Origin of the sequence: Streptomyces luteireticuli (assembly GCF_041519305.1) — a bacterium.
Taxonomy (GTDB): domain Bacteria; phylum Actinomycetota; class Actinomycetes; order Streptomycetales; family Streptomycetaceae; genus Streptomyces; species Streptomyces luteireticuli.
Window position 1 is genome coordinate 2,275,273 of the sequence record NZ_CP167927.1, and the last position, 23,650, is coordinate 2,298,922.

At 73.2% G+C, this 23,650-nt stretch carries 19 protein-coding genes; 5 read left to right on the top strand and 14 right to left on the bottom strand.

Going from position 1 to position 23,650, the window contains the following annotated elements:
• Window positions 1–17 precede the first annotated feature (17 nt).
• From AB8735_RS09475 to AB8735_RS09490, 4 genes are all read right to left on the bottom strand, one after another.
• Entirely contained in the window at window positions 18–1,370 is a 1,353-nt protein-coding gene (locus tag AB8735_RS09475; RefSeq protein WP_344023881.1) for a xylan 1,4-beta-xylosidase, read from the bottom strand.
• A gap of 51 nt (window positions 1,371–1,421) precedes the next feature.
• Window positions 1,422–1,796 carry a GntR family transcriptional regulator gene (locus tag AB8735_RS09480; protein WP_344023879.1) on the bottom strand — a complete coding sequence of 125 codons (375 nt, stop codon included), beginning with the start codon at window positions 1,794–1,796 and terminating at the stop codon, window positions 1,422–1,424.
• A gap of 252 nt (window positions 1,797–2,048) precedes the next feature.
• Window positions 2,049–3,914 carry an asparagine synthase (glutamine-hydrolyzing) gene (asnB, locus tag AB8735_RS09485; RefSeq protein ID WP_344023877.1) on the bottom strand — a complete coding sequence of 622 codons (1,866 nt, stop codon included), beginning with the start codon at window positions 3,912–3,914 and terminating at the stop codon, window positions 2,049–2,051.
• Between the two features lie 195 nt (window positions 3,915–4,109).
• Entirely contained in the window at window positions 4,110–5,861 is a 1,752-nt protein-coding gene (locus AB8735_RS09490) for an IucA/IucC family protein (protein ID WP_372406627.1), read from the bottom strand.
• A gap of 179 nt (window positions 5,862–6,040) precedes the next feature.
• On the opposite strand from AB8735_RS09490, the gene AB8735_RS09495 reads away from it, so the two are divergent.
• Complete coding sequence (locus AB8735_RS09495) at window positions 6,041–6,556, top strand: GNAT family N-acetyltransferase (protein WP_372406628.1); 516 nt, start codon at window positions 6,041–6,043, stop codon at window positions 6,554–6,556.
• 15 nt (window positions 6,557–6,571) lie between these two features.
• Here AB8735_RS09495 and AB8735_RS09500 read toward each other — a convergent pair whose 3' ends face one another.
• Both AB8735_RS09500 and AB8735_RS09505 read right to left on the bottom strand, forming a co-directional pair.
• Window positions 6,572–7,498, bottom strand: coding sequence for an esterase/lipase family protein (locus AB8735_RS09500; RefSeq protein ID WP_372406630.1), 927 nt, complete (start codon window positions 7,496–7,498; stop codon window positions 6,572–6,574).
• A gap of 185 nt (window positions 7,499–7,683) precedes the next feature.
• The gene (locus AB8735_RS09505; RefSeq protein ID WP_372406631.1) at window positions 7,684–8,580 is read right to left on the bottom strand and encodes an esterase/lipase family protein; all 897 of its coding nucleotides are present in this window, start codon (window positions 8,578–8,580) and stop codon (window positions 7,684–7,686) included.
• A 429-nt stretch (window positions 8,581–9,009) separates the two neighbouring features.
• Between AB8735_RS09505 and AB8735_RS09510 the strand changes: the two genes are divergently transcribed.
• Together AB8735_RS09510 and AB8735_RS09515 are read left to right on the top strand one after the other, a co-directional pair.
• Window positions 9,010–10,029, top strand: a complete 1,020-nt coding sequence (locus AB8735_RS09510; RefSeq protein WP_372406633.1) for a DUF3533 domain-containing protein — start codon at window positions 9,010–9,012, stop codon at window positions 10,027–10,029.
• Window positions 10,030–10,490: 461 nt separating this feature from the next.
• Window positions 10,491–10,937: a subtilase-type protease inhibitor gene (locus tag AB8735_RS09515; protein ID WP_344023868.1), complete on the top strand. Its 447-nt coding sequence runs from the start codon at window positions 10,491–10,493 to the stop codon at window positions 10,935–10,937.
• 103 nt (window positions 10,938–11,040) lie between these two features.
• On the opposite strand, the gene AB8735_RS09520 is transcribed toward AB8735_RS09515, so the two are convergent.
• From AB8735_RS09520 to AB8735_RS09545, 6 genes are all read right to left on the bottom strand, one after another.
• Window positions 11,041–11,943: a S1 family peptidase gene (locus tag AB8735_RS09520; protein ID WP_344023938.1), complete on the bottom strand. Its 903-nt coding sequence runs from the start codon at window positions 11,941–11,943 to the stop codon at window positions 11,041–11,043.
• Window positions 11,944–12,725: 782 nt separating this feature from the next.
• Window positions 12,726–13,526, bottom strand: coding sequence for a slipin family protein (locus tag AB8735_RS09525; protein WP_344023936.1), 801 nt, complete (start codon window positions 13,524–13,526; stop codon window positions 12,726–12,728).
• A gap of 100 nt (window positions 13,527–13,626) precedes the next feature.
• Window positions 13,627–14,511, bottom strand: a complete 885-nt coding sequence (locus AB8735_RS09530) for a S1 family peptidase (protein WP_372406634.1) — start codon at window positions 14,509–14,511, stop codon at window positions 13,627–13,629.
• 583 nt (window positions 14,512–15,094) lie between these two features.
• Window positions 15,095–15,901, bottom strand: a complete 807-nt coding sequence (locus tag AB8735_RS09535; protein ID WP_372406636.1) for a DUF1684 domain-containing protein — start codon at window positions 15,899–15,901, stop codon at window positions 15,095–15,097.
• A 90-nt stretch (window positions 15,902–15,991) separates the two neighbouring features.
• On the bottom strand, window positions 15,992–16,870 hold the full coding sequence (locus tag AB8735_RS09540) for an LLM class flavin-dependent oxidoreductase (RefSeq protein WP_372406637.1): 879 nt from the start codon (window positions 16,868–16,870) through the stop codon (window positions 15,992–15,994).
• 454 nt (window positions 16,871–17,324) lie between these two features.
• Window positions 17,325–18,527: a DUF5685 family protein gene (locus tag AB8735_RS09545; RefSeq protein ID WP_372406639.1), complete on the bottom strand. Its 1,203-nt coding sequence runs from the start codon at window positions 18,525–18,527 to the stop codon at window positions 17,325–17,327.
• Window positions 18,528–18,760: 233 nt separating this feature from the next.
• Here AB8735_RS09545 and AB8735_RS09550 point away from each other — a divergent pair, with 233 nt between their 5' ends.
• The gene (locus tag AB8735_RS09550; RefSeq protein WP_344023859.1) at window positions 18,761–19,195 is read left to right on the top strand and encodes a cell division protein SepF; all 435 of its coding nucleotides are present in this window, start codon (window positions 18,761–18,763) and stop codon (window positions 19,193–19,195) included.
• Window positions 19,196–19,225: 30 nt separating this feature from the next.
• Here the strand turns inward: AB8735_RS09550 and AB8735_RS09555 are convergent, their stop codons facing one another.
• Both AB8735_RS09555 and AB8735_RS09560 read right to left on the bottom strand, forming a co-directional pair.
• Window positions 19,226–20,407, bottom strand: a complete 1,182-nt coding sequence (locus tag AB8735_RS09555; protein WP_372406640.1) for an acyl-CoA dehydrogenase family protein — start codon at window positions 20,405–20,407, stop codon at window positions 19,226–19,228.
• Window positions 20,408–20,501: 94 nt separating this feature from the next.
• Window positions 20,502–22,067, bottom strand: a complete 1,566-nt coding sequence (locus tag AB8735_RS09560) for an MFS transporter (protein ID WP_344023856.1) — start codon at window positions 22,065–22,067, stop codon at window positions 20,502–20,504.
• 151 nt (window positions 22,068–22,218) lie between these two features.
• Between AB8735_RS09560 and AB8735_RS09565 the strand changes: the two genes are divergently transcribed.
• Window positions 22,219–23,397 (top strand): hypothetical protein, encoded by a 1,179-nt coding sequence (locus AB8735_RS09565; RefSeq protein ID WP_372406641.1) that lies wholly within the window; start codon window positions 22,219–22,221, stop codon window positions 23,395–23,397.
• The last annotated feature ends 253 nt before the right edge of the window (window positions 23,398–23,650 follow it).

Genomic DNA, 23,650 nt, shown 5'->3' on the forward strand with positions numbered 1-23,650 from the left:
GAGGGGCCAGGACATCCTCACTGCATCAACCAGCGGACCTCGTACGCCCCGAGCTCCATCCCCCGGCCGTCCACCTTCGCGCTCACCCCGTGATCGGTCGTGTTGACCACCAGCGTCGTACGGCCCGACGTCAGGGCCTGGGCCTCGCCCTCGACCACCGGGCGCCGCGTCTCCGCCCCCGGCGGGAACGCCTTCCCGAAGCGGGACAGCAGCTCCATCATCGGCAGCCCCGTCCCTCCCCCGCTCAGCTCCGTGCTGCTCCACAGGCACCCGGGGCAGGCGCCCGTGTCCCCCTCCGGGTTCCAGTAGAAGGCAGCCGCCACCCCCGCCCGGGCCATCTGCATCATCGCCGTCGCCTGCACGGCGACCCGGCGTTGTTCGGTCCAGCCGGCGCGGTTGTCCTGGGCGTCGGCGGGTTCGACGTACCACTCGGCCCACCACACCGGGAGACCGGTCGCGTTCTTCAGCCACGCCGTGACGTCGGCGAACTTCTGTGTGGCGCGGAACTCGTCGGGGAGGAGCAGGCTGCCGTCCCGGGTGTAGCTGGAGCCGTCGACGACGACGAAGTCGGCGCCCGCCTTGTGCCGGTTCCAGTAGGTGAGCGCGTCGAGGGCGCGCTGGTCGACCACGCCCCAAGGGCCCTGCAGGGTCGACGCGTTGGACGCGGAACCGGGTGAGTTGCTGTCCATGACGACGTACGGTCCGCCGATGAGGATGTCGTCGCGCTGTCTGCGGAGCTCCTCGTAGACGAGGTTGTAGAGCGCGGTGTACCCCTCGTAGTCCCACCGCTTGCGCGAGTCGTCGTAGAAGCCCTTGAGTTCGTTCCAGACGATGAAGTGGTGGACGTCGGGGTAGCGCTTGGCGACGACCCCGGCGAGCCGGGCGAAGTCCTTGTAGTGGGACGGCAGCGGGGCCTTCTCCAGGGACTTCTGGGACCAGTCGGTCTGCGGCCCGCCGCCCTTCATCCAGTCGGGGGCGCAGCACAGCGTGAGAACCGGGGTGGCGCCGGTGCCGCGCATCAGCGCGACGCGGCGGTCGAGGTCGGTGAAGTTGTAACTGCCGGGTCTGGGCTCGGGGTTGTCCGCACCCCAGCCCATGACGGCCTGGTTCTGCGGCATGGGGTCGGCGGAGAGCAGCCCGGCGGCCGTGCGCCGGGCGCCGTCCTCGCCGCGGTCGGCACTGTATTTGGTGTGGGTGAAACCCCAGCCCACCGCGGCCCGCTGGTCGTGCGCGGCCCCGCCGCGGGACCGCCCGCCGCCGTGCCCGACGGTGAACAGCAGGCCCAGCGCGCACGCGAGGACCGCGAGCAGCGCCGTCAAGCGCCACCGCCCCCGTTTCGACAACCACGGCCCCCCGGCATGACGTCCCATCACGGCAAGGGTATCGGCGGGACGTACGGTTTGGACGGCTTCCGCCCGAACTTACATGTCGTAGACGGCGCGTACCGCTTCCTCCGCCGCCGCGAGCGCGGCCGCGCGGTCGAGGCCGAGCCGCCGGGCCCGCTCGGCGTAGGAGCGGGCGGCCGTGGCGGCCTCGCGTTCGGCGGTGTCCCCGGCGGCGGCGACGAAGGTGCCGTTGCGGCCGCGGGTCTCGATCACCCCGTCGGTCTCCAGCGCCCGGTACGCCTTGGCCACGGTGTTGGCGGCGAGGCCGAGCTGTTCGGCGAAGCCGCGGACCGTCGGCAGCCGGTAGCCGACGGGGAGCTCTCCGGAGCGGGCCTGATCGGCGATGCTGGCGCGGATCTGCTCGTAGGGCGGTTCGGGCGCGTCCTGGTCGACGGTCACGTGCAGGGCCACGGTTCGGTCACTCCTGGCTGACGGGGCGGTGTGCGGCCCCCATTGTGCGTCAGCCGGGCGCGCCCGGGCGGCAGCCCGCTCCGGCGGGCCGTTCCACGGTGTCGGGGGCGGGCCGCCAGGGGTACGGGTCCGGCCGCCGCCCACCCGTCGGAACGGCGGGGCCACGACGGGGAGTCCGGGTCCGGCGGCCTCCGCGGCGCTGCCCGGTGCGTACGCCCGTGGGGCGGACCTGCCGCCCCACGGGCCCCGCCGTCACAGCTTCAGCTCGGTCCCGCCGTCGCGCAGCCAGGAGTCCAGGCCGAGGACGAATTCCGTGGCGCCGCGGTAGCGGTCGCCGGAGTCCGGGGAGAGGGCGGTGGCGAGGGAGCGCTCGTCCAGGAGTTCGCGGACCGGGGCGTTCTTGTCGGCGGTCAGCTGGTGGAGTTCGGTGCGGAGGGCCTCGGCGTAGCGGGGGTCCTGGGTGGAGGGATAGGGGCTCTTGACGCGGTCGGCGACGATGTCGGGGAGGACGTCGCGGGTGGCGGCGCGCAGCAGGGACTTCTCGCGGCCGTCGAAGGTCTTCATCGCCCAGGGGGTGTTGAAGACGTAGGAGACGAGGCGGTGGTCGCAGAAGGGGACGCGGACCTCCAGGCCGTTGGCCATGCTGGCCCGGTCCTTGCGGTCGAGGAGGATCTGCACGAAGCGGGTGAGGTGGAGGTAGCTGACCTCGCGCATGCGCGCCTGGTGGCCGGTCTCGCCGGGCAGGCGGGGGACCTCGGCGAGGGCCTCGCGGTAGCGGGCGTCGGTGTAGCCGGGGAGGTCGAGGGCGTCGAGGACGTCCTTGCCGAGGAGGGAGGCGTGGCCGTTGCTCCGGTCGCCGCCGAAGGTGTTGGCCACTCCCGCGGCGATCCAGGGGAAGGTGTCGGCGTTGACGGAGGCCGGGTCGTGGAACCACTTGTAGCCGCCGAAGACCTCGTCCGCGGACTCCCCGGAGAGCGCGACCGTGGACTGCTCGCGGATGGCCTTGAAGAGGAGGTAGAGGGAGGTGTCCCCGTCGCCGAAGCCGAGGGGCATGTCGCGGGCGGTCAGGACGGCCCGGCGGTGGCCGCGGTCCATCAGGGTGGCGGTGTCGAGGACGATGTCGCGGTGGTCGGAGCGCACGTGCTCGGCGAGGGCGTGGGCGTACGGCCCGTCGGGGGTGGAACGCAGGTCGTCCGGGACGAAGTTCTCGGTCTGGCCGGTGAAGTCCACGGAGAAGGAGCGCACCGGGCCGTGCCCGGCCTCGCCGAGGCCCTTGGCGGCGAGGGCGGTGATGGCGGAGGAGTCCAGGCCGCCGGAGAGCAGGGTGCACAGCGGCACGTCGGCGATGAGCTGGCGGGCGACGATGTCGTCGAGGAGCTCGCGGACGTGCGCGACGGTGGTGGCGGTGTCGTCGGTGTGCTCGTGCGACTCCAGCGCCCAGTAGCGGCGGACGGCGGGGGAGGCGCCGCGGCGGAAGCGGACGGTGTGGCCGGGGCGGACCTCGTGCAGGCCCTTGTAGACCGCGTGGCCGGGCGTCTTGACGAAGGCGAGGACCTCGGCGAGGCCCTCGGCGTCGACGACGGAGCGCACGCCGGGGTGGGCGAGCAGGGCCTTCTGCTCGGACCCGAAGACGACGCCGTCCGGGGTGGGGGCGTAGTAGAGCGGCTTGATGCCCATCCGGTCGCGGACGAGGAGGAGTTCCTCGGTGCGGGCGTCCCAGACGGCGAACGCGTACATGCCGTTGAGGCGTTCGGCGAAGGACTCGCCCCACTCCAGGTAGGCGTGCAGCACGACCTCGGTGTCGCTGCTGGTGCGGAACGTGTGCCCGCGGGAGGCGAGTTCGGAGCGCAGTTCGCGGTAGTTGTAGACCTCGCCGCTGTAGGTGATGACGGCCTGGGTGCGGCCGTCGCGCTGGACGAGCATGGGCTGCCGGCCGCCCACGATGTCGATGACGGCCAGGCGGCGGTGGCCGAGGGCGGCGTGGGTGTCCACCCAGGCGCCCTCGGCGTCCGGGCCGCGCAGCGCCATGGTCCGCGTCATCGCCTCCAGTGCGGGGCGCGCGGTGGGGTCGGCGGTGAGGTCTCGGTCATAGGCGATCCAGCCGGTGATTCCGCACATGGTGGCGGTGTTCCCCTTTCGACAGTGCGCCCGGGGCGGACCCGGGGCATGGCTCAGCCCCCGTCGTCGATCACGGGCCGCCGTCCCGCGGCGGTCCGTCGGGGCGACGCTACGCCCGTATAGATGCATGTACCAACCATGACTGGTAAAAACCTCTGAGAACCGGCCAGTCGGCTCCTCTTGCCGGTTCGGCGCTCATCCCGCCGCGCCGCTCAGGTAGTTCAGGTAGTTCGGGCCGTTCACATAGTGCTTGGCGACGTCGGGGACGTCGGGACGCCGGCCCTTGAGCAGCGTCCCCGCGGTCACCATCGCCTGGACGGGGAGCAGTCCGGCCTCCAGGACGCGGGTGCGCAGCACGGCGGCGGGACCCGGTGGGAGGCGGTCCACGGCCCCGGCGAGCCGGTCGCGCAGGAGCCGCAGCCGGGCCCCGCCGTCGGGTCCGTCCGCGAGCACCCCCGCGCACTGGTGCAGGGTGACGGCGGCGAAGAGGTCGGCGACCGGCCCGTCGTGCCCGGCGAGGACGCGGCGGTCGGCGAAGCCGAGGAGGTCCGCGGCCTGGCCGCCGAGCCGGGCGGCCAGGCGCACCGCGTTGACCCGCGGGCCGCCGTGGTCCTTGTACAGCAGCCTCAGCCGGGTGCGGCCGCCGGGCGCGTCGAGCACCACCGAGACGTTCTGCTGGTGCGACTCCAGGGCCACGCCATAGGAGAAGAGGGTGGTGTGCCAGTCCAGGAGCAGGGTGAAGTAGGCGTCGAGGAAGGCGTGGTGGGACCCCCCGTAGTAGCGGTCGGCGAGGGCGTCGGCGACCCGGACGCCGTCGGGCGTACGGGCGGGCAGCGCGGCGAGGGGGACGATGTGCGCCTCGGCGAGCCCGTCCGGGAGGCGGCGGACCAGGGCGGCGAGGAGACCGTGCCCGGCGTCGAGGTGGGTGCGCTCGTCGGCGAGCAGGACGGACCGGGCCAGGCGTGGCTCGCGCGCGAGGATCTCCTCCAGCAGGCCCTGGGCCACGGCGCCGTCCCCCAGCGCGCTGGGCACGAGGGCGCGCCCGTCGGCCAGCGGCAGTTTGAGGTGGGTGGCGGGGTCGTCGGCCAGGGCGACGGTACGGGTCGAGAGCGTCGGGAACACGTCCGGCCAGGGTTTGACGGCGAGTTGGGCCGCGTCCTCCAGACCGAGGGTGCGCAGCGCCCGGGCGAGGGGCTCCCCCGCGGTCCGCGGGTGCACCGGCAGCGCGGTGTGGGTGCCCGACAGCTCGGGCAGGCCGAGCCGGTCGGGCGTGGGCCACCAGGCCGGCAGGTCCACGGGGCGGCCGCGTACGGCGGCGTGCGGCAGCACGAGCCAGCGCAGCCCGTAGCAGGGGTGGAACTCGGGGGCGTGGTCGAGCAGTTCGCCGGGTGCGAGGCCGGAGCGGGCGTGGCCGGCCGGGTGGACGGGGTGGGGGCGGAGGGCGGCGAGGGTGTCGAAGGCGAGGGCGCCGCGCGGCCCCTTCCAGTCGGCGGCGCCGGATCCATGGCCGGCGGCGAGCCGTTCGGCGACGTCCCCGCGCATCCGCTCGTGCAGCCGGAGGGCGGCCAGTTCGTCGGCGCACTCGGCGGCGAACGCGTCGAAGCCGGGCCGCTCCTGCGGTCCCGCGGCGGCGCGCAGCACCGCCAGGGCGGGCGCGAGCCGGGTGACGATGGCACCGCCCGTCTCCAACAGCGGTCGACGGACGCGGACTTCGCGCCGGACGCCGTCGCCGGCGACCGGGAGACAGACGGTCCGGCCCCCGGCGCGCAGGGCCAGCCAGTCACCGTCGGGGCGGCGGTGCGAGTGGGCGGTGCTGCGCAGCCGGTAGGCGTCCTCGCGCAGGAGGGTGTCGAGCACCCGGGTGAGGAGTTCGCGCTCGGCGGCGTCGGGGAGTTCGTGGGGACGCACGCCGTGGTGCGCGGGCCGGACGGGGCCGGGGTCGCTCATGAGATCTCCCTTTCGGGCCGGGACGGCGGTCCCCGGCCATAAAGGAGAGACTAAGTTAGGCAAGCCTAACCATGTCAATTGATCTGTCCGTCACGGCACTTACGCCCCGTTATGCCCCGTCGCCCACCGCACCCGGAAATCCCTTTGCGCACCGCCTCGCCGGGTGGCACGGTCCAGCCATGACAGACATCACCGTGCGCCTCCTGCCCCCGGAGGACTGGCGCCTGTACCGGTCGGTCCGGCTGGCGGCCCTGGCCGACGCGCCGTACGCCTTCTGCTCGACCTGGAGCGGGGAGAGCGCGTTCCCCGAGGAGAAGTGGCAGGAGCGGCTGGCCGGCCGCAACACCTTCCTCGCCGAGGACGACGGGCGGCCCTGCGGCCTGGTCTCCGTGCTGCCCGGGGGGCCGCGCACCGCCGAGCTCGTCTCGATGTGGGTGGCCCCCGGCGCCCGGGGCCGGGGCGCGGCGGACCTCCTCGTCGGCGCCGCCCTCGCCTGGGCGGCCGGCCGGGATCTGACCGGGCTGCGGCTGTGGGTCACCGAGGGCAACGACCCGGCGGAACGGCTGTACGAGCGGCACGGGTTCCGGCGGACGGGGAAGGTGCAGTCGGTCCGGGAGGGCGAGGACTCCCGGGAGTTCGAGATGGCGCGGGAGACGGCGGCCGCGCCGCCGGGGAAGGGCCGGGCATCCCGCTAGAGCCCGGCCCGGACCTCAGCCGGTGACCACCGACGCGCAGCCCGACGGCGTGGCGTGCGCGGGGTCGAGCGCGTTGGCGACCTCGTGGAAGGCGACGCGGTCCACCGTGCCGATCGCCAGGTGTTCGGAGAGGTCGGCGCCGCAGCGCTCCTGGAGCAGGACGTTGCGGACGTTCGGACCCGAGAGGAAGGCCGTGCGCCACGGCGTGACGACCTCGTCGTACCGGGTCGCGACGACCGTGTAGCGGACGCCCGGGACCGTATCGGGGCGGGAGCCGAGCTTCTCGAGGAAGTCGGAGCCGAGCGCCTGGTCGGTGAGGCCGGGGGTGACCCCGTGGATGGCCTCGCGGGCGCCGGGGACCTTGTCCATCAGCTTCGTCAGGCCGGAGAGGGTCGTGCCGTGGCTGGAGGGGGCGAGGCCGGTGAGCGAGTTGACCTTGGGCCCGCCGCCGAGGAAGTTGAGGTAGTAGCGCGGCATCATGCCGCCCTGGGAGTGGCCGACCAGGTCCACCTTGTCCGCGCCGGTCGCCGCGCGGACCCGGTCCACGTACGCGGAGAGCTGCCCGGCCGACTTGGCGACCGGCCCGAGGCCGTTGAAGACCGGCGGCACGCCCGGCAGTTGGCCGTAGTCGAGGGAGAAGACGCAGTAGCCCCGGGCCACCAGATAGGGCGCCAGGAAGAGCCAGTTGTCCACGGAGTTGCCGAGGGTGCCGTGGACGAGGACGACGGGGCGGGGGTGGGCGGACGACGGCTTGCAGGAGTAGTCGTTCCAGCCGCTGCCGACCGTCCGTCCGGCGGCCGGTGCGGTGGCCGCCGGTGCGGTGGCGCCCGCCGCCAGGATCAGGGCCAGGGCGGGGAGGATCGTACACAGGACACGGAGGAATCGGCGTACGCGGACGGCTTTCCTCGCTCCGGGCACGGATCTGGGCAGGGATCTGGGCACAGCGGTACCTCGCAGGTGAGGGGGGTGGACGTACGGCGCCGGTACGGCGGTCGTGCGGCTCTCACGTACTGAACCGTCGGTAACCTACGTGCGAGTAGGTTGCGGGGTTATTACCCGCGCGTCAATAAGTGCGGCACGCATTCCTGCGGACACCTTCGGCCAACCCCTCCACCTGCCCGGCACGTTCAGCCGGTGACCGCCGAAGCACACGTCGTCGGCGTCGCGTTGGCCGGGTCGAGCGCGTTGGCCACCTCGTGGAAGGCGATGCGGTCGACCGTGCCGATGGTGAGATGCTCGGAGAGGTCCACCTTGCACAGGTCCTGGATCAGGACGTTGCGGACGTTCGGCCCCGACAGGAACTGGGTGCGGTACGGCGTGACCACCGCGTCGTACCGGGTCACGATGGTGGTGTAACGGACGCCGGGCACCGTGTCGGGGACGGAGTTGAGGCGCTTGATGAACTCCGAGCCGACGAGCTGGTCCTCGGAGCCCGCCGACACGGTACCGAGGATCCTGCGTCCGCCGGGGATGGCGTCCAGCAGGCGCTGGAGCCCCGAGAGGGTCGTGCCGTGGTTGCTGGGGGCGAGGCCGACGAGCTTGTCAACCTTGCCCGCCCCGTCCAGGAAGTTGAGGTAGTAGCGGGGCATGGCGCCGCCGCCCTGGGAGTGCCCGACGAGGTCCACCTTGCCCGTCCCGGTCGCCGCGCGGACCTTGTCCACGAACGCCGAGAGCTCCTCGGCGGACTTGGCGATCGGGCCGAGGCCGTGGACGAACGGCACGCCGGGCAGCTTGCCGTAGTCGAAGGAGAAGACGCAGTAGCCGCGCCTGGTCAGATAGGGGGCCATGAAGGCCCAGTTCTGGGCGGCGTTCTCGTAGGTGCCGTGGATGAGGACGACGGGGCGGGGGTGGGCGGACGACGGCTTGCAGGAGTAGTCGTTCCAGCCGCTGCTGACCGTCCGCTCCCCGGCCGGGGCGGCCGGGGCCACTGCGGCCGCCGGGGCGACGGCACCGGCCGCCAGGACCAGGGCCAGGGCGGCGGGGAGAGTGCGCAGCGAACGCGTCAGGCGGAATATTCTTCGCATTCCGGGCATGGAAGTACCTCGTGGGTGGGGGCGGTTGGCCGTTGGTTTTTTTTTGGGGGGGGGGTGATTGGGGGGGGTGAAGATGGCGACGCACTGAGGGTGTGCGACGTCGGCGCGACGGCCGGAAGGGCCGCGCGCCGAAAGAGCGTCAACTTACCTGCGAGTAGGTTGACGGGGAGGTCATGAGTTCGTCAAGGAGTTGGCGCTCTTCTGTGCACTGCCGCCCTCTTCTGGGCCGCGCCACCATCACGCCCCCTCCCTGGCCGATTTCCGCCCTTCAACTCCCACCGCGGACCAAACATCGACCTTTCACGCGAACGCACGGATCGTGCCACTCACCGTTCACACCCGCCCCCACCGCTCGCCCTCCGCCACTCGAACGGGCCCGGCCCGCCTGCACCGGCCCGCCGCGCCCCGCAGGCTCGGGGCATGAGCTCATTCGCCCGGGAAGTGCGCACCGCGGTGACCGGCCACGCCGCCCTCCTGGTCACCGGCGTACTGCTGCTCCAGCTCGCCTTCATCACGTCCTATGTCGGCGCCTTCCACCACCCGGAGCCGGCGGACATCCGGCTGGGCGTGGTCGCGCCGCAGCAGAGCCGGGCGGCCCTGGTGGAGCGGCTCGGCGCCCTGCCGGGCCGGCCCCTGGACCCGAGCACCGAGGACGACGCCGAGCGGGCCGCGCACCGGATCCGCACGCGGGAGCTCGACGCGGCGCTGGTCGTCGATCCGCGCGGCACCACCGACACCCTGCTGGTGGCGGGCGGAGCCGGCGCCTCGCTGGCCCAGGCGGCGGAGGCCGTCGTCGGCCGGGCCGAGGCGGGACGGCACCGGACCGTACGGGTCGACGACATCGCCCCCGCGGCCGCCGGGGACGCCCGCGGGCTGACCTCGTTCTACCTGGTGGTGGGCTGGTGCGTGGGCGGCTACCTGTGCGCCGCGATCATCGCCATCAGCGCGGGCGCCCGGCCCGCGAACCCCCGCCGGGCGGTGATCCGGCTGGGCGCGCTCGCGGTCTACGCGGCCGTCGCGGGCCTGCTCGGCGCGGTGGTCACCGGACCGGTCCTGGACGCGCTGCCCGCCGGCATCGCCCCGCTGTGGGGGCTGGGCACCCTGGTCGTCCTCGCCGTCGCGACGCTCACCCTCGCCCTCCAGGGACTGGCCGGCATCGTCGGCATCGGGCTGGCGATCGCGCTCGTCGTCGTGCTGGGCAATCCGAGCGCGGGCGGCGCCTACCCCTACCCCCTGCTGCCGCCCTTCTGGCGGGCGATCGGCCCGGCTCTCCCGCCCGGGGCGGGCACCTGGTCCGCCCGCTCCCTGGCCTACTTCGACGGGAACGCCCTGACCGGGCCGCTGCTGGTGCTGTCCGCCTGGGCGGCGGGCGGGGCACTGGTGGCACTGGGGTGCGCGGTGTTCCGCGAGCGCAAGAGGCCGAAGAGCCCCATGAGTTGACCTGAACCGGCATACCAGGTGGTCGGGATGGCAGCTCTTCGGTCATTGCTGCGCCTCCCCCGGGCCGTCCGGAATCCCGCCCCGGCCCCCCGGAGCCCCTCTTTTCGGCCGAGCCTCCCCCACTACCCGACCGGGCCCGCTCGATGCCTGATCCTTCGATTTTCCGAGCGTTAATCCTGTGTTTCACAGGCATGAACACAGCACAGTCAACGATGGCAAGGCATTACCGCAGGTCAATGCTCCTGAAACACCAATTCGCCCCTTCCCTCCCAGACCGGGCGCCCGTCGCGCCCCGGATCGCATACGGAACCCCGAGGGGCGACCCGAGGGGCACTCACTTCCAGCCACTACCCACTGTTTTCACATGGCGACTGGAAGTGATCGATCCACGTGCATTCGTGCACGGGTTGGGCCAGACTGCCGGTCGTCATCAAGAACCCACGAACAAGGGAGTGTTCGGAATGCGGTACATCACTGGGGGGATCGCCCTGGGGTCAGCGTTGATCCTGGGCAGCCTGGTGGGCGCCGGGACGAGTGCGACCGCGGCCCCCGCGCCCGCGCCCGCTGCCCAGCAGAGTCTGTACGCGCCCTCAGCGCTCGTACTGACCGTCGCCCAGGGCGACAGCTCCACCAACTCCGGCGTCCAGCGCGCCGTGACCCTCACCTGTATGCCGAAGGCGAGCGGCACCCACCCCGACGCCCGCGGGGCCTGCAACGAACTCCGCTCCGTGGGCGGCAAGTTCGAGGACATCACCAAGGTGAAGGCCGGCACGGCCTGCACCAAGGAGTGGAACCCCTACGTCGTCACCGCGGAGGGCGTCTACGAAGGCCAGCGCGTCAAGTACGAGCACGTCTTCGGCAACACGTGCGAGCTGAAGGCGGGCAAGGGCATCGTCTTCGAGTTCTGACGGACCGGGTCGTGGACCCGAAGCGGCCCCCGGACACCGTGGAGGTGTGTCCGGGGGCCGCAGCCTATGTGCTCCCAACGCTCTCGCGGGAGCTCGCGTCGCGTCAGCCGATGGACGCGCCCAGCGCCCGCAGCGCCCGGGGCACCGGCTGGTAGTAAGTCTTCCCGCCCGTACGGCAGTTGCCCGTACCCCCCGAGGTGATGCCCAGTGCGGTGTCACGGTCGAAGAGCGGCCCGCCGCTGTCCCCCGGCTCGGCGCAGATGTCCGTCTCGATCAGCCCGTCCACCCGGCCCTCCTGGTAGTTGACCGTGGCGTTGACGCCCGTCACCGTGCCACCGTGCACACCGGTGGTGGAGCCGCTGCGCTGGACCCGCTCGCCGGGGTGCGCCTCGCCGGCGCGGGTGATGGTCCGGGAGCCGCCGCCGTGGAGATCGACCGCGCTCGGGCGGACGGAACTGTCGGTGTACCGGGCGAGGGCGTAGTCCTGGCCGGGGAAGACCGATGTCTCGGTGACCGCGACCCGCGGACCGCCCCTGGTCCCCGACCACTCGGGGGTCACGTTCCCGCAGTGGCCTGCGGTCAGGAAGGCCGGCCGGCCGCCCCGGCTGACGTTGAAACCGAGCGAACAGCGGGCCGCGCCGCCCCACATGGCGTCGCCGCCGGCGGCGAACCGGGTGAGGCGCGCGGCCGTTCTCCGCACCACCACCGTGTCCCCCAGGCTGTCGGCGACCTCGGTGAGCCGTGCCAGCCGCGCCCCCGTGACGGTGGGATCGGCGGTGACCACGACCCGGTCGGCTCTGGGGTCCGTCACCCAGGCCGTGCCCGGGATCGCGGCACGGGCGTCGAGCGTCTGCCGGGCGGCGGCGAGGCGGGCGGCGGGCGACTGCGCCGCGGCGGCGGCCGGTGCCACGGGGGCCGTCACGGCGGCGAGGGCGGCGAACGCGGTGGCCGCGGCGGCGGCCGGCAGCACACGGAAGGACAACCGGAAGGTCTTCAAACTCGGCACCTCCAGTGGGGGGTTGGCCCCGACCGCGGACGGCCGGCCGGGCCCGGAGGACGGACCCGGCACCGGCGCGTACTCCTGTGGGAGGGTCGCGTCCATGCCAAGCCGTGAGTTCCGAGTGTTCCTGTCCGGGGAGGGAGTGCACAAGGGCGACTTCCGGTCGCGCGCATGGGCATGCGGGCGCTTCGCTTCGCGCTTTGCGCCTATCAGGGGGGCGGGGGTGGGGAGTTGTGCCGCCCCGGTCCCTCCCCCAGAGGGGGCACCCCCATTTCACCGTTTCTTCCGGGGCTCCGCCCCGGGCCCGGCACCGCGCTGCCGCGCGGTGGGCGGGGCTTCGCCCCCTGCGCCCCTGCTTCCGGGGCTTCGCCCCTGGCCCCCTTTTTCGGGGCTCCGCCCCGGGCCCCGTTTGTCGCGGCTTCGCCGCTCGTCCTCAAGCTCCCCGGAGGGGGCAACCCCCAGACGGGCTGGAGTGCGCGCCCGCGTCTGAAAACCTCACGCCGGAAATCCCCACGTGGGAAATCCGGCCCGGGCGCACAACCAGCCCGTCCGGCGTTTGAGGACAGCGCCCGGAGGGCGCTTCGGGGGCCAGGGGCGCAGCCCCGGTCGGGGCCTAGCGGGCGTAACCGGGCAGGGGCCCAGGGGCGCAGCCCCGGTCAGGGCCCGACGGGCGCAACCGAGCGGGGTCCAGGGGGCGAAGCCCCCGGTCAACGCGGCGCAGCCGCGTTACGGGCCCGGGGCGCAGCCCCGGAAGAAACGGTGAAAGGGCGGGACCGGGGCACAACACCTCACCCCACCGACCCACCCGCCTCCGGCCTCTCCCGCCCCGGCGCCTCCGCCCGCTCCAGGAAGCGCAACAGCTCCACCGGGAACGGCAGCACCAACGTCGAGTTCTTCTCCGCCGCGACGGCGACGATCGTCTGGAGCAGCCGCAGCTGCAGAGCGGACGGCTGCTCCGACATCGTCGCCGCCGCCTCCGCCAGCTTCTTCGACGCCAGCAGCTCCGCATCCGCGTTGATCACCCGCGCCCGCCGCTCCCGCTCCGCCTCCGCCTGCCGCGACATCGACCGCTTCATCGTCTCCGGCAACGAGACGTCCTTGATCTCGACGCGGTCGATCTGGACGCCCCAGCCGATGGCCGGGCTGTCGAGCATCAGCTCCAGGCCCTGGTTGAGCTTCTCCCGGTTGGACAGCAGGTCGTCCAGATCGCTCTTGCCGATGATCGAACGCAGCGACGTCTGGGCCATCTGCGAGACCGCGAAGCGGTAGTCCTCGACCGCGATGATCGCCTCGGGCGCGTTGACGACCTTGAAGTAGACGACCGCGTCCACGCGCACGGTGACGTTGTCGCGGGTTATGCCCTCCTGGGCCGGCACCGGCATGGTGACGATCTGCATGTTCACCTTGCGGAGCCGGTCGACACCCGGAATGATCATGGTGAATCCCGGCTGGCGCACCTCGGGACGCAGCCGTCCCAGTCGCAGCACCACACCGCGCTCGTACTGCTTGACCACCCGGGCCGCCGCCATCAGGTACATCGCACCGGCGGACGCCGCGGCCACGGCCGCCACCACGAGGTCTTCGACCATCACGGCCCCCTGTGTCCCACGACAGGTGATATGTCCACGGTATGCCTCCGCGGGCACGGGGTCGAGCCCTCTGCCGGGCCCTACGGGAGGGCGGCGCGTCCTAGAAGACGTTGACGCCGTACGCCTTGAGCGCCGGGACGACGGGCTGGAAGAAGGTCGTCCCGCCCGTACGGCAGTTGCCGCTGCCGCCGGAGGTCAGGCCGAGGGCCGTGGAACCGGAGAAAAGCGCTCCGCCGCTGTCACCGGGCTCGGCGCAGACGTTGGTCTGGATCAGTCCGCGGACGATCTGGCCGCTGCCGTAGTTGACCGTGGCGTTGAGGCCCGTGACCTTGCCGCCGTGCAGCCCGGTCGTCGAGCCGCTGCGCTGGACGCTCTGCCCGACGGAGGGCGTGCCCGCGGAGGTGATGCGCTGGGAGCCGCCGTTGTAGAGGTTGACGGCGCTGGGGTGGGGCAGCGAGCCGTTGGTGTACTGGACGATGCCGTAGTCGGAGCCGGGGAAGTTGGTGCCCGTGGTGGGGCCGATGGACGTGGTGTGGCCGGAGTTGGCGTAATAGGGCGGCTTGCCCTGGGTGCAGTGGCCGGCGGTCACGAAGTAGTAGGTGTTGCCCTTGCGGACGTTGAACCCTGCCGAGCAGCGCCAGTTGGGCGCGTAGATCGCGTCGCCGCCGGAGATCAGCGGGCGGAGGGTGCCGGAGGTGCGCTCGATGCGTATCGCATCCGCGTCGTTCCCCGCGGCGCGTCTGATCTTCTCGATGCCGGCGGCGCCGACGGTCCGGTCGGCGGTGACGACGAGGGTGTGGGTGGACTCGTCCACGACCCAGGCGGTGCCGGCGACGTCGGCGTTCTGCACGGCGGCGCCGGCCCGTTGCGCGGCGGCGTCCGCCGCCGGGGCGGCATCGGCGGCCGACCCGGTGCCGAGGGCGGCGGTGGCGGCGAGGAGGGTGGAGACGAGGGCGGCGAGGGAGGTGCGTCGCTTGATCCTCACGCGAGGTCCTCTCGGGTGGTGGTGGTGGGGGGAAGGGGTGGTGCGCGTTCCGTTTTGGGCGTGCTCCTGACAAAGGCTTGTCCGGTGTTCCGGGAGTATTCGGGGGTGGGTGACGGGGGCGCAAGGGGCGTTTTCGGACGGGGAGTTGGGGTGGCGGCGGGGGAGTCTCGGGGGGTGTTGTGCCCCGGTCCCGCCCTTTCACCGTTTCCTCCGGGGCTGCGCCCCGGGCCCGTAACGCGGCTGCGCCGCGTTGACCGGGGGCTTCGCCCCCTGACCCCCGCTTGGGGCTGCGCCCCTGGCCCCGAAGCGCCCTGCGGGCGCTGTCCTCAAACGCCGGACGGGCTGGAGTGCGCGCCCGGGCCGGATTTCAAGCGCGAGATTTCAGGCGCGGGCGCGCCGATCCAGCCCGTCCGGCGTTTGAGGACGAGCGGCGGAGCCGCGACAAGGGGGCCAGGGGCGGAGCCCCGGAAGCAGGGGCGCAGGGGCGGAGCCCCGCCCCACCGCGCGGCAGCGCGGTGCCGGGCCGAGGGGGCGGAGCCCCCGGAAGAAACGGTGAAAGGGCGGGCCAGGGGCAAACACCCCCTCACCGCGTCAACGCAAACCGCTCCCCCGCCTCCACCCCCACCGGCAACCCATTCCCCGCCGGCGGGAACGGACAGATGAAGTGGTCCGCGAACGCGCACGGCGGCAGCAGCGCCCGGTTGAAGTCCACCACCACCCTCCCCTCCCCGTCCGGCGCCGACGGATACAGAAAGCGGAACCGATAGCTCGACACCCCGCTCGTCGCGTCCGCGAAGACGACCCACAACGACCCGTCCCCCTCCGCCCCCGCCTGCAGCACATGCGACTCCCCGCCCAGCGTGAAGGAGAGTTCACCGGCGACGCTCAACCCCCGTTCCTTCCCGTCCGCGTTCTCGACGGCCACCGTCCGCGTCCCCCGGTCGTACGGGCGGAACCGCCCCTCCCGCACCCACCGCGCGTCGTAGCCGAAGGCGTCGATCCCGGCGAACGCCCGCCGCCCCGCCGAGCGGGGGTCGAAGTCGCGGACCGCCCAGAGCCCTTCGCGCCGCATGACGAGCAGCCGCCGGTCGCCGAGCGCGACCCGGGCCGTCGCGGGGGTGCCGTCCGCACCGAGGAGGGCCTGCCCGGCCAGGGGGCGGGGCTCGCCGTCCAGGCGGAGGCCGTCCTCCTCGGCGGCGGTGAGGAGGACGGCCCCGCCGGAGGGGGCGGGGGTCCAGTGCCCGGGGATCCCGGGCAGCCGTCCGTCGGGGTGGTCGGCCAGCCAGTGCGTGGCGGTGAGGGCGAGCGGGCCGTAGGGGGCGGAAACCTTCTCGTGGCGCCGCTCGCGCCACTCCTTCCACGCCTGCCGTGCGTCATCGGTGGTGCTCATGGCGGTCACCCTAGATCCCCGGGCGGTCACGGACGGTCCGACCCGGTGCGGTCCGGTGCGGTCCGTACGGAACGTGCCGCGTGCGGCCGGTCATGCGGTCGCCCCCTTCGCGGGTGCGCGGCGGTCGGCCGGGCGGGCCAGGTCCAGGTGCTCCCGGAGGGTGGCGCCCGGGTAGAAGCGGCGCAGCAGGCCGCGGTGCTGGAGGACGGCGGCGGTGCCGTCGGTCAGCCGGGGCAGGTCCCGGTCGGGGTCGTCGGGCCGGAGGTGGAAGCCGTCGGCGGCGCCGGTGGCGTACCAGTGGGCGACCTGGTCGGCGAGGGCGACGGCGTCCGCGGTGGTGTGCAGGGCGACGGGAACGGAGGCCAGGACGACGGGCCGGTGCCCGCCCGGGCCGTGGCCGTGGATGCGGACCGCCTCGCGCAGGTCGTCGGCCCGCGCCCGGAACACGGCCGGGTCGTGGGCGCGTTCGGCCCGCAGCAGGACGACGTCGGCGTGCCGGGCGGCGGTGTCGCGGGAGGCCGGTGCGGTGGCGTCGACGACGGTGACCGGGCGGCCCTGCGGGGACCGGTCGCGGATCCCGGCACCGTCGTCCTCCCGGCCGTCCCAGAGCCGGGCGACGGCCTCGGCGACGGCGTCCGCCTCGTGCCACGCCCCCTCGGCGGTGGAGATCGCCCAGCCGGCCCGGCCACGGCTCGCCCGGTCCAGGGCGGCGACGGCGCGGGAGACACGGAACGGCTCGGTACGCGTGGTGATGACGGTGGGCACGAGGCCGATGCGTTCGGTGGCGGGGGCGATACGGGAGAGCACGGCGAGGGCGCCGCCGTCGTCGAGGGTGCCGTCGCCGAGGGTGACGAAGTCGAATCTGCCGCGCTCGGCGAGACGGGCGGCGTGGACGTACGGCTCCTCCTCGTGGGTGCCGGGCCGGTCGAGGGCGACGGCCAGGTGGAGCGGTCGGATGGGTGCGGGCATGGGACCCCCGGGGGGCGAGTCGGGCGGTGGGGTGGGGCGGCATCGTCCCGGCATCGGCACGGCGGCCAGTCAACTCGGCGGCTCCGTCGGCCGCTTCAGGATCGGAGAGCACGACGGACGGAGGCATGCTCCGGGCTCCATGGATGCGGGATCGGACACGGGACTCCGCAATGCCTTCACGTCCGGACCGCGCCCCTCAGCACGGTCGGACGTCGAGGCTAAGCCGGGTTCACGGCACACTGTCAAGCCTGTCCGCAGTGTGGGAGGGGCGTCTCACCGCGTGCCGGACGGAAGTTGACGCCGTACCGGATGGCTGTTCCACTTGCCCCATGCATCTGAGGCAGCGGTTGGTCGCACGGGGCCACATCGACCTGTGCCGGGTCTGGTCGGCGTCCTGTCCGGGCTGACCCCGCCCGTCCTCCCGCGCACCTTCACTCCTGCCGCACCGCTCCCCTCAGCAGTCGCATCCGCAACCACAGTCGCCGTCGCAGCAGTTACTGCAACAGTTGCAGCAGTCACAACAGCCGTCACAGCCACTGCAATCACAGTCGCTACCGCAGTCGCACCTGTGACACCACCCCTGCTTGGGCTCCCCGCTCCACGGATCGTGGAAGGGATCACGACAGCACAACTGGCAGGTGCACAGGAGCCCCGTCCACACCGCACACCCCAGCAGCGGTCCGCGCCGCCTGCCCCGCCGCGGCGGGGTGGGCGGCGCGGGCGGCGGCATGACCGGCGGCGGCCCGAACGCGCCCTGCCTCCCATGGTCATGGCGCACGGCGCAGCCGCCGGTCGCGAAGGCGCGGTCGACGGCGCGCGGCAGTTCGTGAACGAGCAGCAGATGCGCCAGGCGCCCCTGGGCCCGGTCCGCGAACACGACGTCGTCCAGCGCCAGGCGCACCCCGTGCACCGCGTCGTCGCACAGCCGCCGGACCTCCGCGAGGTCCGCGCCCGTCGCGGCGACCGGGTTCCACGCGCCGGACGCCGCGTCGTCCGCCAGGTCCTCGACGGCGTCCAGCAGATGCGCGAGCCGTCCGAAGAGCCGGCCCGCCTCCTCCAAGGGCGCCCGGTTCTCCGGCCGTCCGGCCAGGACGGCGGTGTGGCCGAAGGCCGCGGCCGTCGCCGTCCCGGTCGGTTCGGTGAGCGCGGTCAGCGGGGTGCCGGGGCCGGCCAGGGCCTCCAGGCCCGGCTGCCGCTCCACGGCGTCGAGCAGCAGCGCGGTGTCGAAGCCCAGGTCCGCCCCGGTCCGGGCACCGGCCCGGTCCCAGACACCGGCCATCCTTCGGGCGGCGGCGGCCACCGGACGCCGGGCCAGCACGCCGTCGCCGTCGGCCACATGGTCGCGCAGCTTGGCGGAGGCGAGGACGAGCGAGACGGACGCGGCCAGCCGTGCGCCCTCCCCCGTCGCCACCGGCGCGGTGCGCATCCCGCGCAACGGACACGGACCGGCCGTGCGGCGGCCGTTCTTCTCGGCGCGGGAAGGCCTCTGCGCCTCGACAAGGACGGATATCACCAACCCATCATAGTTCGTTGCAATTCGCGCGAATTGTCCGTAATCCGCCCTCAACGCCAGGCAGAGACCGCACAGATGAGCCAGCCATTCCGTACGCATGCTCGTGGACAAGCGGTGCTGACATGGCCTGATGATTCCGAACAATTCCGCCCCCGTGTGGTGCCGAGCAACTGGCGCATCCTAGCCATAGGCTCGGTCCCGGCCGTCCGCGGCCGAGCGCGGGGGGCTCGCATCGGGCAACTGACGCACCGCCACCTGCTTTGCACCAGATGCGTCACGAAATCCTCGCTTGGCCCCTATCCGTTTGGCACACCATCCGCATCATGGACGACCATAGAGGGGCGGGCGGAACACACCGCGTGTGAGAGGAGGCGTCCATGGGTTCGGTGCGTAAGGCGAGTGCCTGGCTTGGCCTCGTCGACGACAGCGACGACGAGCGCTACTACGACGACGAGTACGCCGAGGGGCCCGAGCCCGGTGACTCCTGGGTGACCAACCCGAGGGTGCGCGTCGCCGACGAGGTCGCGCAGGAGCAGGGCACCCGTATCGCCACGGTCACCCCGGACGGTTTCCGGGACGCCCGCGGGATCGGTGAACTCTTCCGCGAGGGCGTCCCGGTGATCGTCAACCTCACCGCGATGGAGCCCAGCGACGCCAAGCGGGTCGTGGACTTCGCGGCCGGCCTCACCTTCGGGCTGCGCGGCTCGATCGAGCGCGTGGCCAACCGCGTCTTCCTCCTCACGCCCGCCGACTACAAGGTGGTCAGCGGGGAGGCGGGGCGGGTGAACGGGGGCTTCTTCAACCAGAGCTGACGGCTCCTCACGGAGTGCGCCGGGAAGCGCTCACCGGAACGCGTCGATACCGGTGAGCGCCTTCCCCAGCACCAACTGGTGCATCTCCACGGTGCCTTCGTAGGTGAGCACCGACTCCAGGTTCGTCGCATGCCGCATGACCGGGTACTCCAGCGAGATCCCGTTGGCGCCGAGGATCGTCCGGGCGGTGCGGCAGATCTCGATCGCCTCCCGCACGTTGTTGAGCTTGCCGAAGCTCACCTGTTCCGGCCTCAGCCGCCCCGCGTCCATCCGCCGCCCCAGATGGTGGGCGAGCAGGATGCCCTTGTGCAGTTCCACGGCCATGTCGGCCAGTTTGGCCTGGGTGAGCTGGAAGCCACCGATGGGCCGGCCGAACTGCTCGCGGGTGCGCGCGTAGTCGAGGGCCGCCTCGAAGCTGGCGCGGGCGGCGCCCATCGCGCCCCAGACGATCCCGTACCGGGCGTGGCTCAGACAGCCGAGCGGGCCGCGCAGCCCGATGGCCTCCGGCAGGACAGCGTCGGCGGGCAGCCGCACCTCGTCCATCACCAGTTCGCTGGTGACCGAGGCGCGCAGCGACCACTTGTGCTTGATCTCCGGGGCCGAGAAGCCGGGGCTGTCGGTGGGGACGACGAAGCCCCGGATGCCCTCGTCGGTGCCCGCCCAGACGACGGCGACGCCGGCCACGGACCCATTGGTGATCCACATCTTGCGGCCGGTGAGCAGCCAGTCGCCGCCGGCGTCGCGCTTGGCGTACGTCCGCATGCCGGCCGGGTCCGAGCCGTGGTCGGGCTCGGTCAGCGCGAAGCAGCCGATGGTCTCGCCCTTGGCCATGGACGGCAGCCAGCGCTGCTTCTGCTCCTCCGAACCGAAGCGGTGGATGGCGTACATGGCGAGGGAACCCTGCACGGAGACCAGCGACCTGATGCCGGAGTCGGCGGCCTCCAACTCCAGGCAGGCCAGGCCGTACTGGACGGCGGTGGCGCCCGCGCAGCCGTATCCGTCGAGCGACATGCCGAGCGCGCCCAGGGCGCCGAGCTCGCGCGCGAGCTCCCGGATCCCCGGCAGCTCGCCGCGCTCGTACCAGTCGGCGACGTACGGCAGGACGCGGTCGGCCGCCCACTGGCGGACGGTGTCGCGGATGGCGCGGTCCTCGGGGCCGAGGAGCTCGTCGAGGGAGAGGGGGTCGTGGGGGTCGAACGGGGCGGGCGCCATGGGGGTTCCTCCGGGGAGCGGGGCTCGGCTCGGGGTGCACCCCGACGTTACGGCTCGGTAACCGTGACCGTCCAGGGGCCGGGGATCTTGCCCCTCAATCCATCGACCGAGGCAGCCGCAACGCCGCCCCCGCCCCTACCACCAGCAACCCCGCACTCACCACCAGCGTCACCTGCAACCCATGCACAAACGCATCCCGCGCCGCCACCCGCAACGCCTCCCCCGCCGGCCCCCCGAGCCGCTCCGCCACCTCGTACGCCTCGCCCAGCGAGTGCCCGGCCGCGGCCGACGCCGCGCTCGGCACGCCGGGCGTGCCGGTGACCCCGGGCGCGTAGGCGGCGTTCATGACGCTGCCCAGCAGGGCGATGCCGATGCCCGCCCCGAGCTGGTAGGACGTCTCACCGATCGCCGCCGCACCGCCCGCCTCCCGCTCGGGTGCCTCGCTGAGCATCGACTCGTACGCCCCGAAGAGCGTGGTCTCCAGCCCGAGGCCGAGGAGGACGAAGCCGCAGAAGAGCGTGACCGGCCGGTCCTCCCGGCCCATCACCGTCAGGGAGAGGACCGCGAGGGCCGTGAGCGCGAAGCCCGAGCAGACCATGGCGCGCGGCCCGAAGCGGGCGAGGACGCGGGAGCCCATGAGGCCCGCGGCCATCGCGGCGAGGGTGAGCGGCAGCAGCCGCAGCCCGGTCTGCAGCGGGCTCAGCCCCAGCACGAGCTGGAGGTACTGCGCGGCGACCAGCTCCAGCCCGACGAGCGCGAGCATCGCCAGCACGATGCACCCGACGGAGACCCCGAAGGCGGGCCGGGCGAACAGCGCGAGGTCGACGAGCGGATGCGCGCGCCGCCGCTGCCGCCGGACGAACAGGACGAGCAGGACGATCCCGAGCGCGGTCGGCACCAGGGTGAGCAGGGACAGCGGCTCGGCCCCGCCGATCCGCTTGACCCCCAGCACCACGCCGAACAGCCCGAACGCGGCCATGAGCGCGCCGAGCACGTCCCACGGCCCGTCCTTGTCGCCGGTCGACTCGGGCAGCAGCCAGCGGCCGACGGGCAGGCTGACGGCCATCAGCGGGAGGTTGATGAGGAAGACCGAGCCCCACCAGAAGTGTTCGAGGAGGAGCCCGCCGAGCAGCGGCCCGGCCGCCGCGCCGACCGCGGCCACCGCGCTCCAGAGGCCGATGGCCAGGGCCCGTTCCCGCCGGTCGGGGAAGACCTGCCGGAGGATGGAGAGCGTCGCGGGCATGATCATCGCGCCGCCGGCGCCGAGCAGGGCCCTGGCCGCGATCAGCACCTCCGGCTCCGTGGCGAGCGAGGCGAGCAGCGAGGCGAGCCCGAAGAGCCCGTAGCCGAGGAGCAGCACGCGCCGCCGGCCCACCCGGTCGCCGAGCGTCCCGAAGAGGATCAGCAGGGAGGCGCAGACGAGCGGGTAGACGTCCACGATCCACAGCAGCTGGATCGCGGAGGGCCGCAGGTCCTCGGTGACGGCCGGGACGGCCACGTGCAGGACGGTGGCGTCGACGGCGACGAGGAGCAGGCTGGTGCAGAGGACGACGAGCACCGTCCAGCGGTTCGCCTCCGCGGGCCGCGGCGGCACGGACCGCCGTCGCTGCCGGGGAAGACCGACGGAACGGCCGGGGCGGGCGGTCGCCGTTCCTGACATTCCCACCTCCGGGTCGGGCCCCGGCCGAACGGTGCCGGGGGACGAGTGAGACGCCAGGTTACGCGAATCCCGGCAGGTCACAGCCCGGCAGGTCACAGCCGTCGGCACGGGCCGTTGGCGGCCGGGGTGGCGGATGTCGGACAATCGGCCGGTGACCGATCTCGCCTCCCCCTCCGGCATACGCACCGGCATACGCCCGGACCGGGCCGCCCCCGTACCCGGGGCGCTGCGGCACGCCGCCCCGGCCCTGCTGGCCTACGCGGCGGTGCGGGCGCTGGGGATCACGGTGCTCGCGCTGTGGGGTCTGGCGACGGGCAAGGACGCGCACCATCTGCTGGCGGGGCGCTGGGACTCGGTCTGGTACGCACGGATAGCGGAGGACGGCTACGGCTACACGCTGACGCTGGGAGGCGGCAAGGTCCACTCCGACCTCGCCTTCTTCCCGTTGCTGCCCTGGCTGGAGCGGTCGCTGTCGTCCGTGCTGCCGCTGTCGGCGGCCGATGCCGGGCTGCTGGTGAGCGCGGTCTCCTCGCTGTTCGCGGCGGCGGGGATCTTCGCGATCGGCGACCGGCTGCACGGCCGGCGGGCCGGGGTGGCGCTGGTGGTGCTGTGGGCGGCCCTGCCGGTGGGCGTGGTCCAGTCGATGGCGTACTCGGAGTCGCTGTTCACGGCGCTGGCGGCGTGGTCCCTGTACGCGGTGCTGACCGGCCGCTGGCCGGCGGCGGGCGTCCTGGCGGCACTGGCCGGGCTGACCCGCCCGGTGGGGGCGGCCGTGGTGGCGGCCGTATGGATATCGGCGGCGGCGGTCCTGCTGCGCCGCCGGCCGGAGCGCGGTGCGCGGCGGCGGATGCTGCTGGGCGCGGCGCTGGCCCCGCTGGGCTGGCTGGCATACGTGGTGTGGGTCGGGGTGCGGACCGGGAGCCCGGCCGGATATCTGGACGTCCAGGGCGGCTGGGGCAACGGCTTCGACGGCGGGCTGGCGTTCGGGGCGTTCGTGGGGAAGCTGCTGGCGGGACCGGCGTTCCCGGCGGGGCTGGCGCTGCTGGTGGGAGTGGCGCTGGTGGTGTGGCTGTATGTGCGGGGGGCGCGGCGGGGGCAGCCGCTGCCGCTGCTCGTCTACTCGGGGACGGTGCTGCTGCTGGCCCTGACGGCGAAGGGCTACTTCGGCTCGAAACCGCGGTTGATGCTGCCGGCCTTCCCGCTGCTGCTGCCGCTCGCCATGGCGCTGGCGCGGCTGCGCACGTCACGGGCGGTGCTGGTGGCGAGTGCGGTGGCGCTGGGGGCGGCCGGTTACGGAGCGTTCTGGCTGAACGGCTCCGGCCCACCATGATCATTTTCTCCGGGCGCCCCGGCCCGCCCTCCCCCGGGCGGCGGGAAACACTCCGGAGCACCCCGCCCAATCCCCGATAAACATCCTCGCAAAAAAGCGGAAAAGAGCGCGCCGACGGCTCGACTGCCGCCCGGCAGGCCGCCCTTTAGGTGTTTCTTATTTACCCGGTCCCACCTTACGGGCCCGCCGGATCAAACGCGCCGAAAGTCGTGTTTGAGACGCATTCCACATCACATCGTCATCACAAATCGGC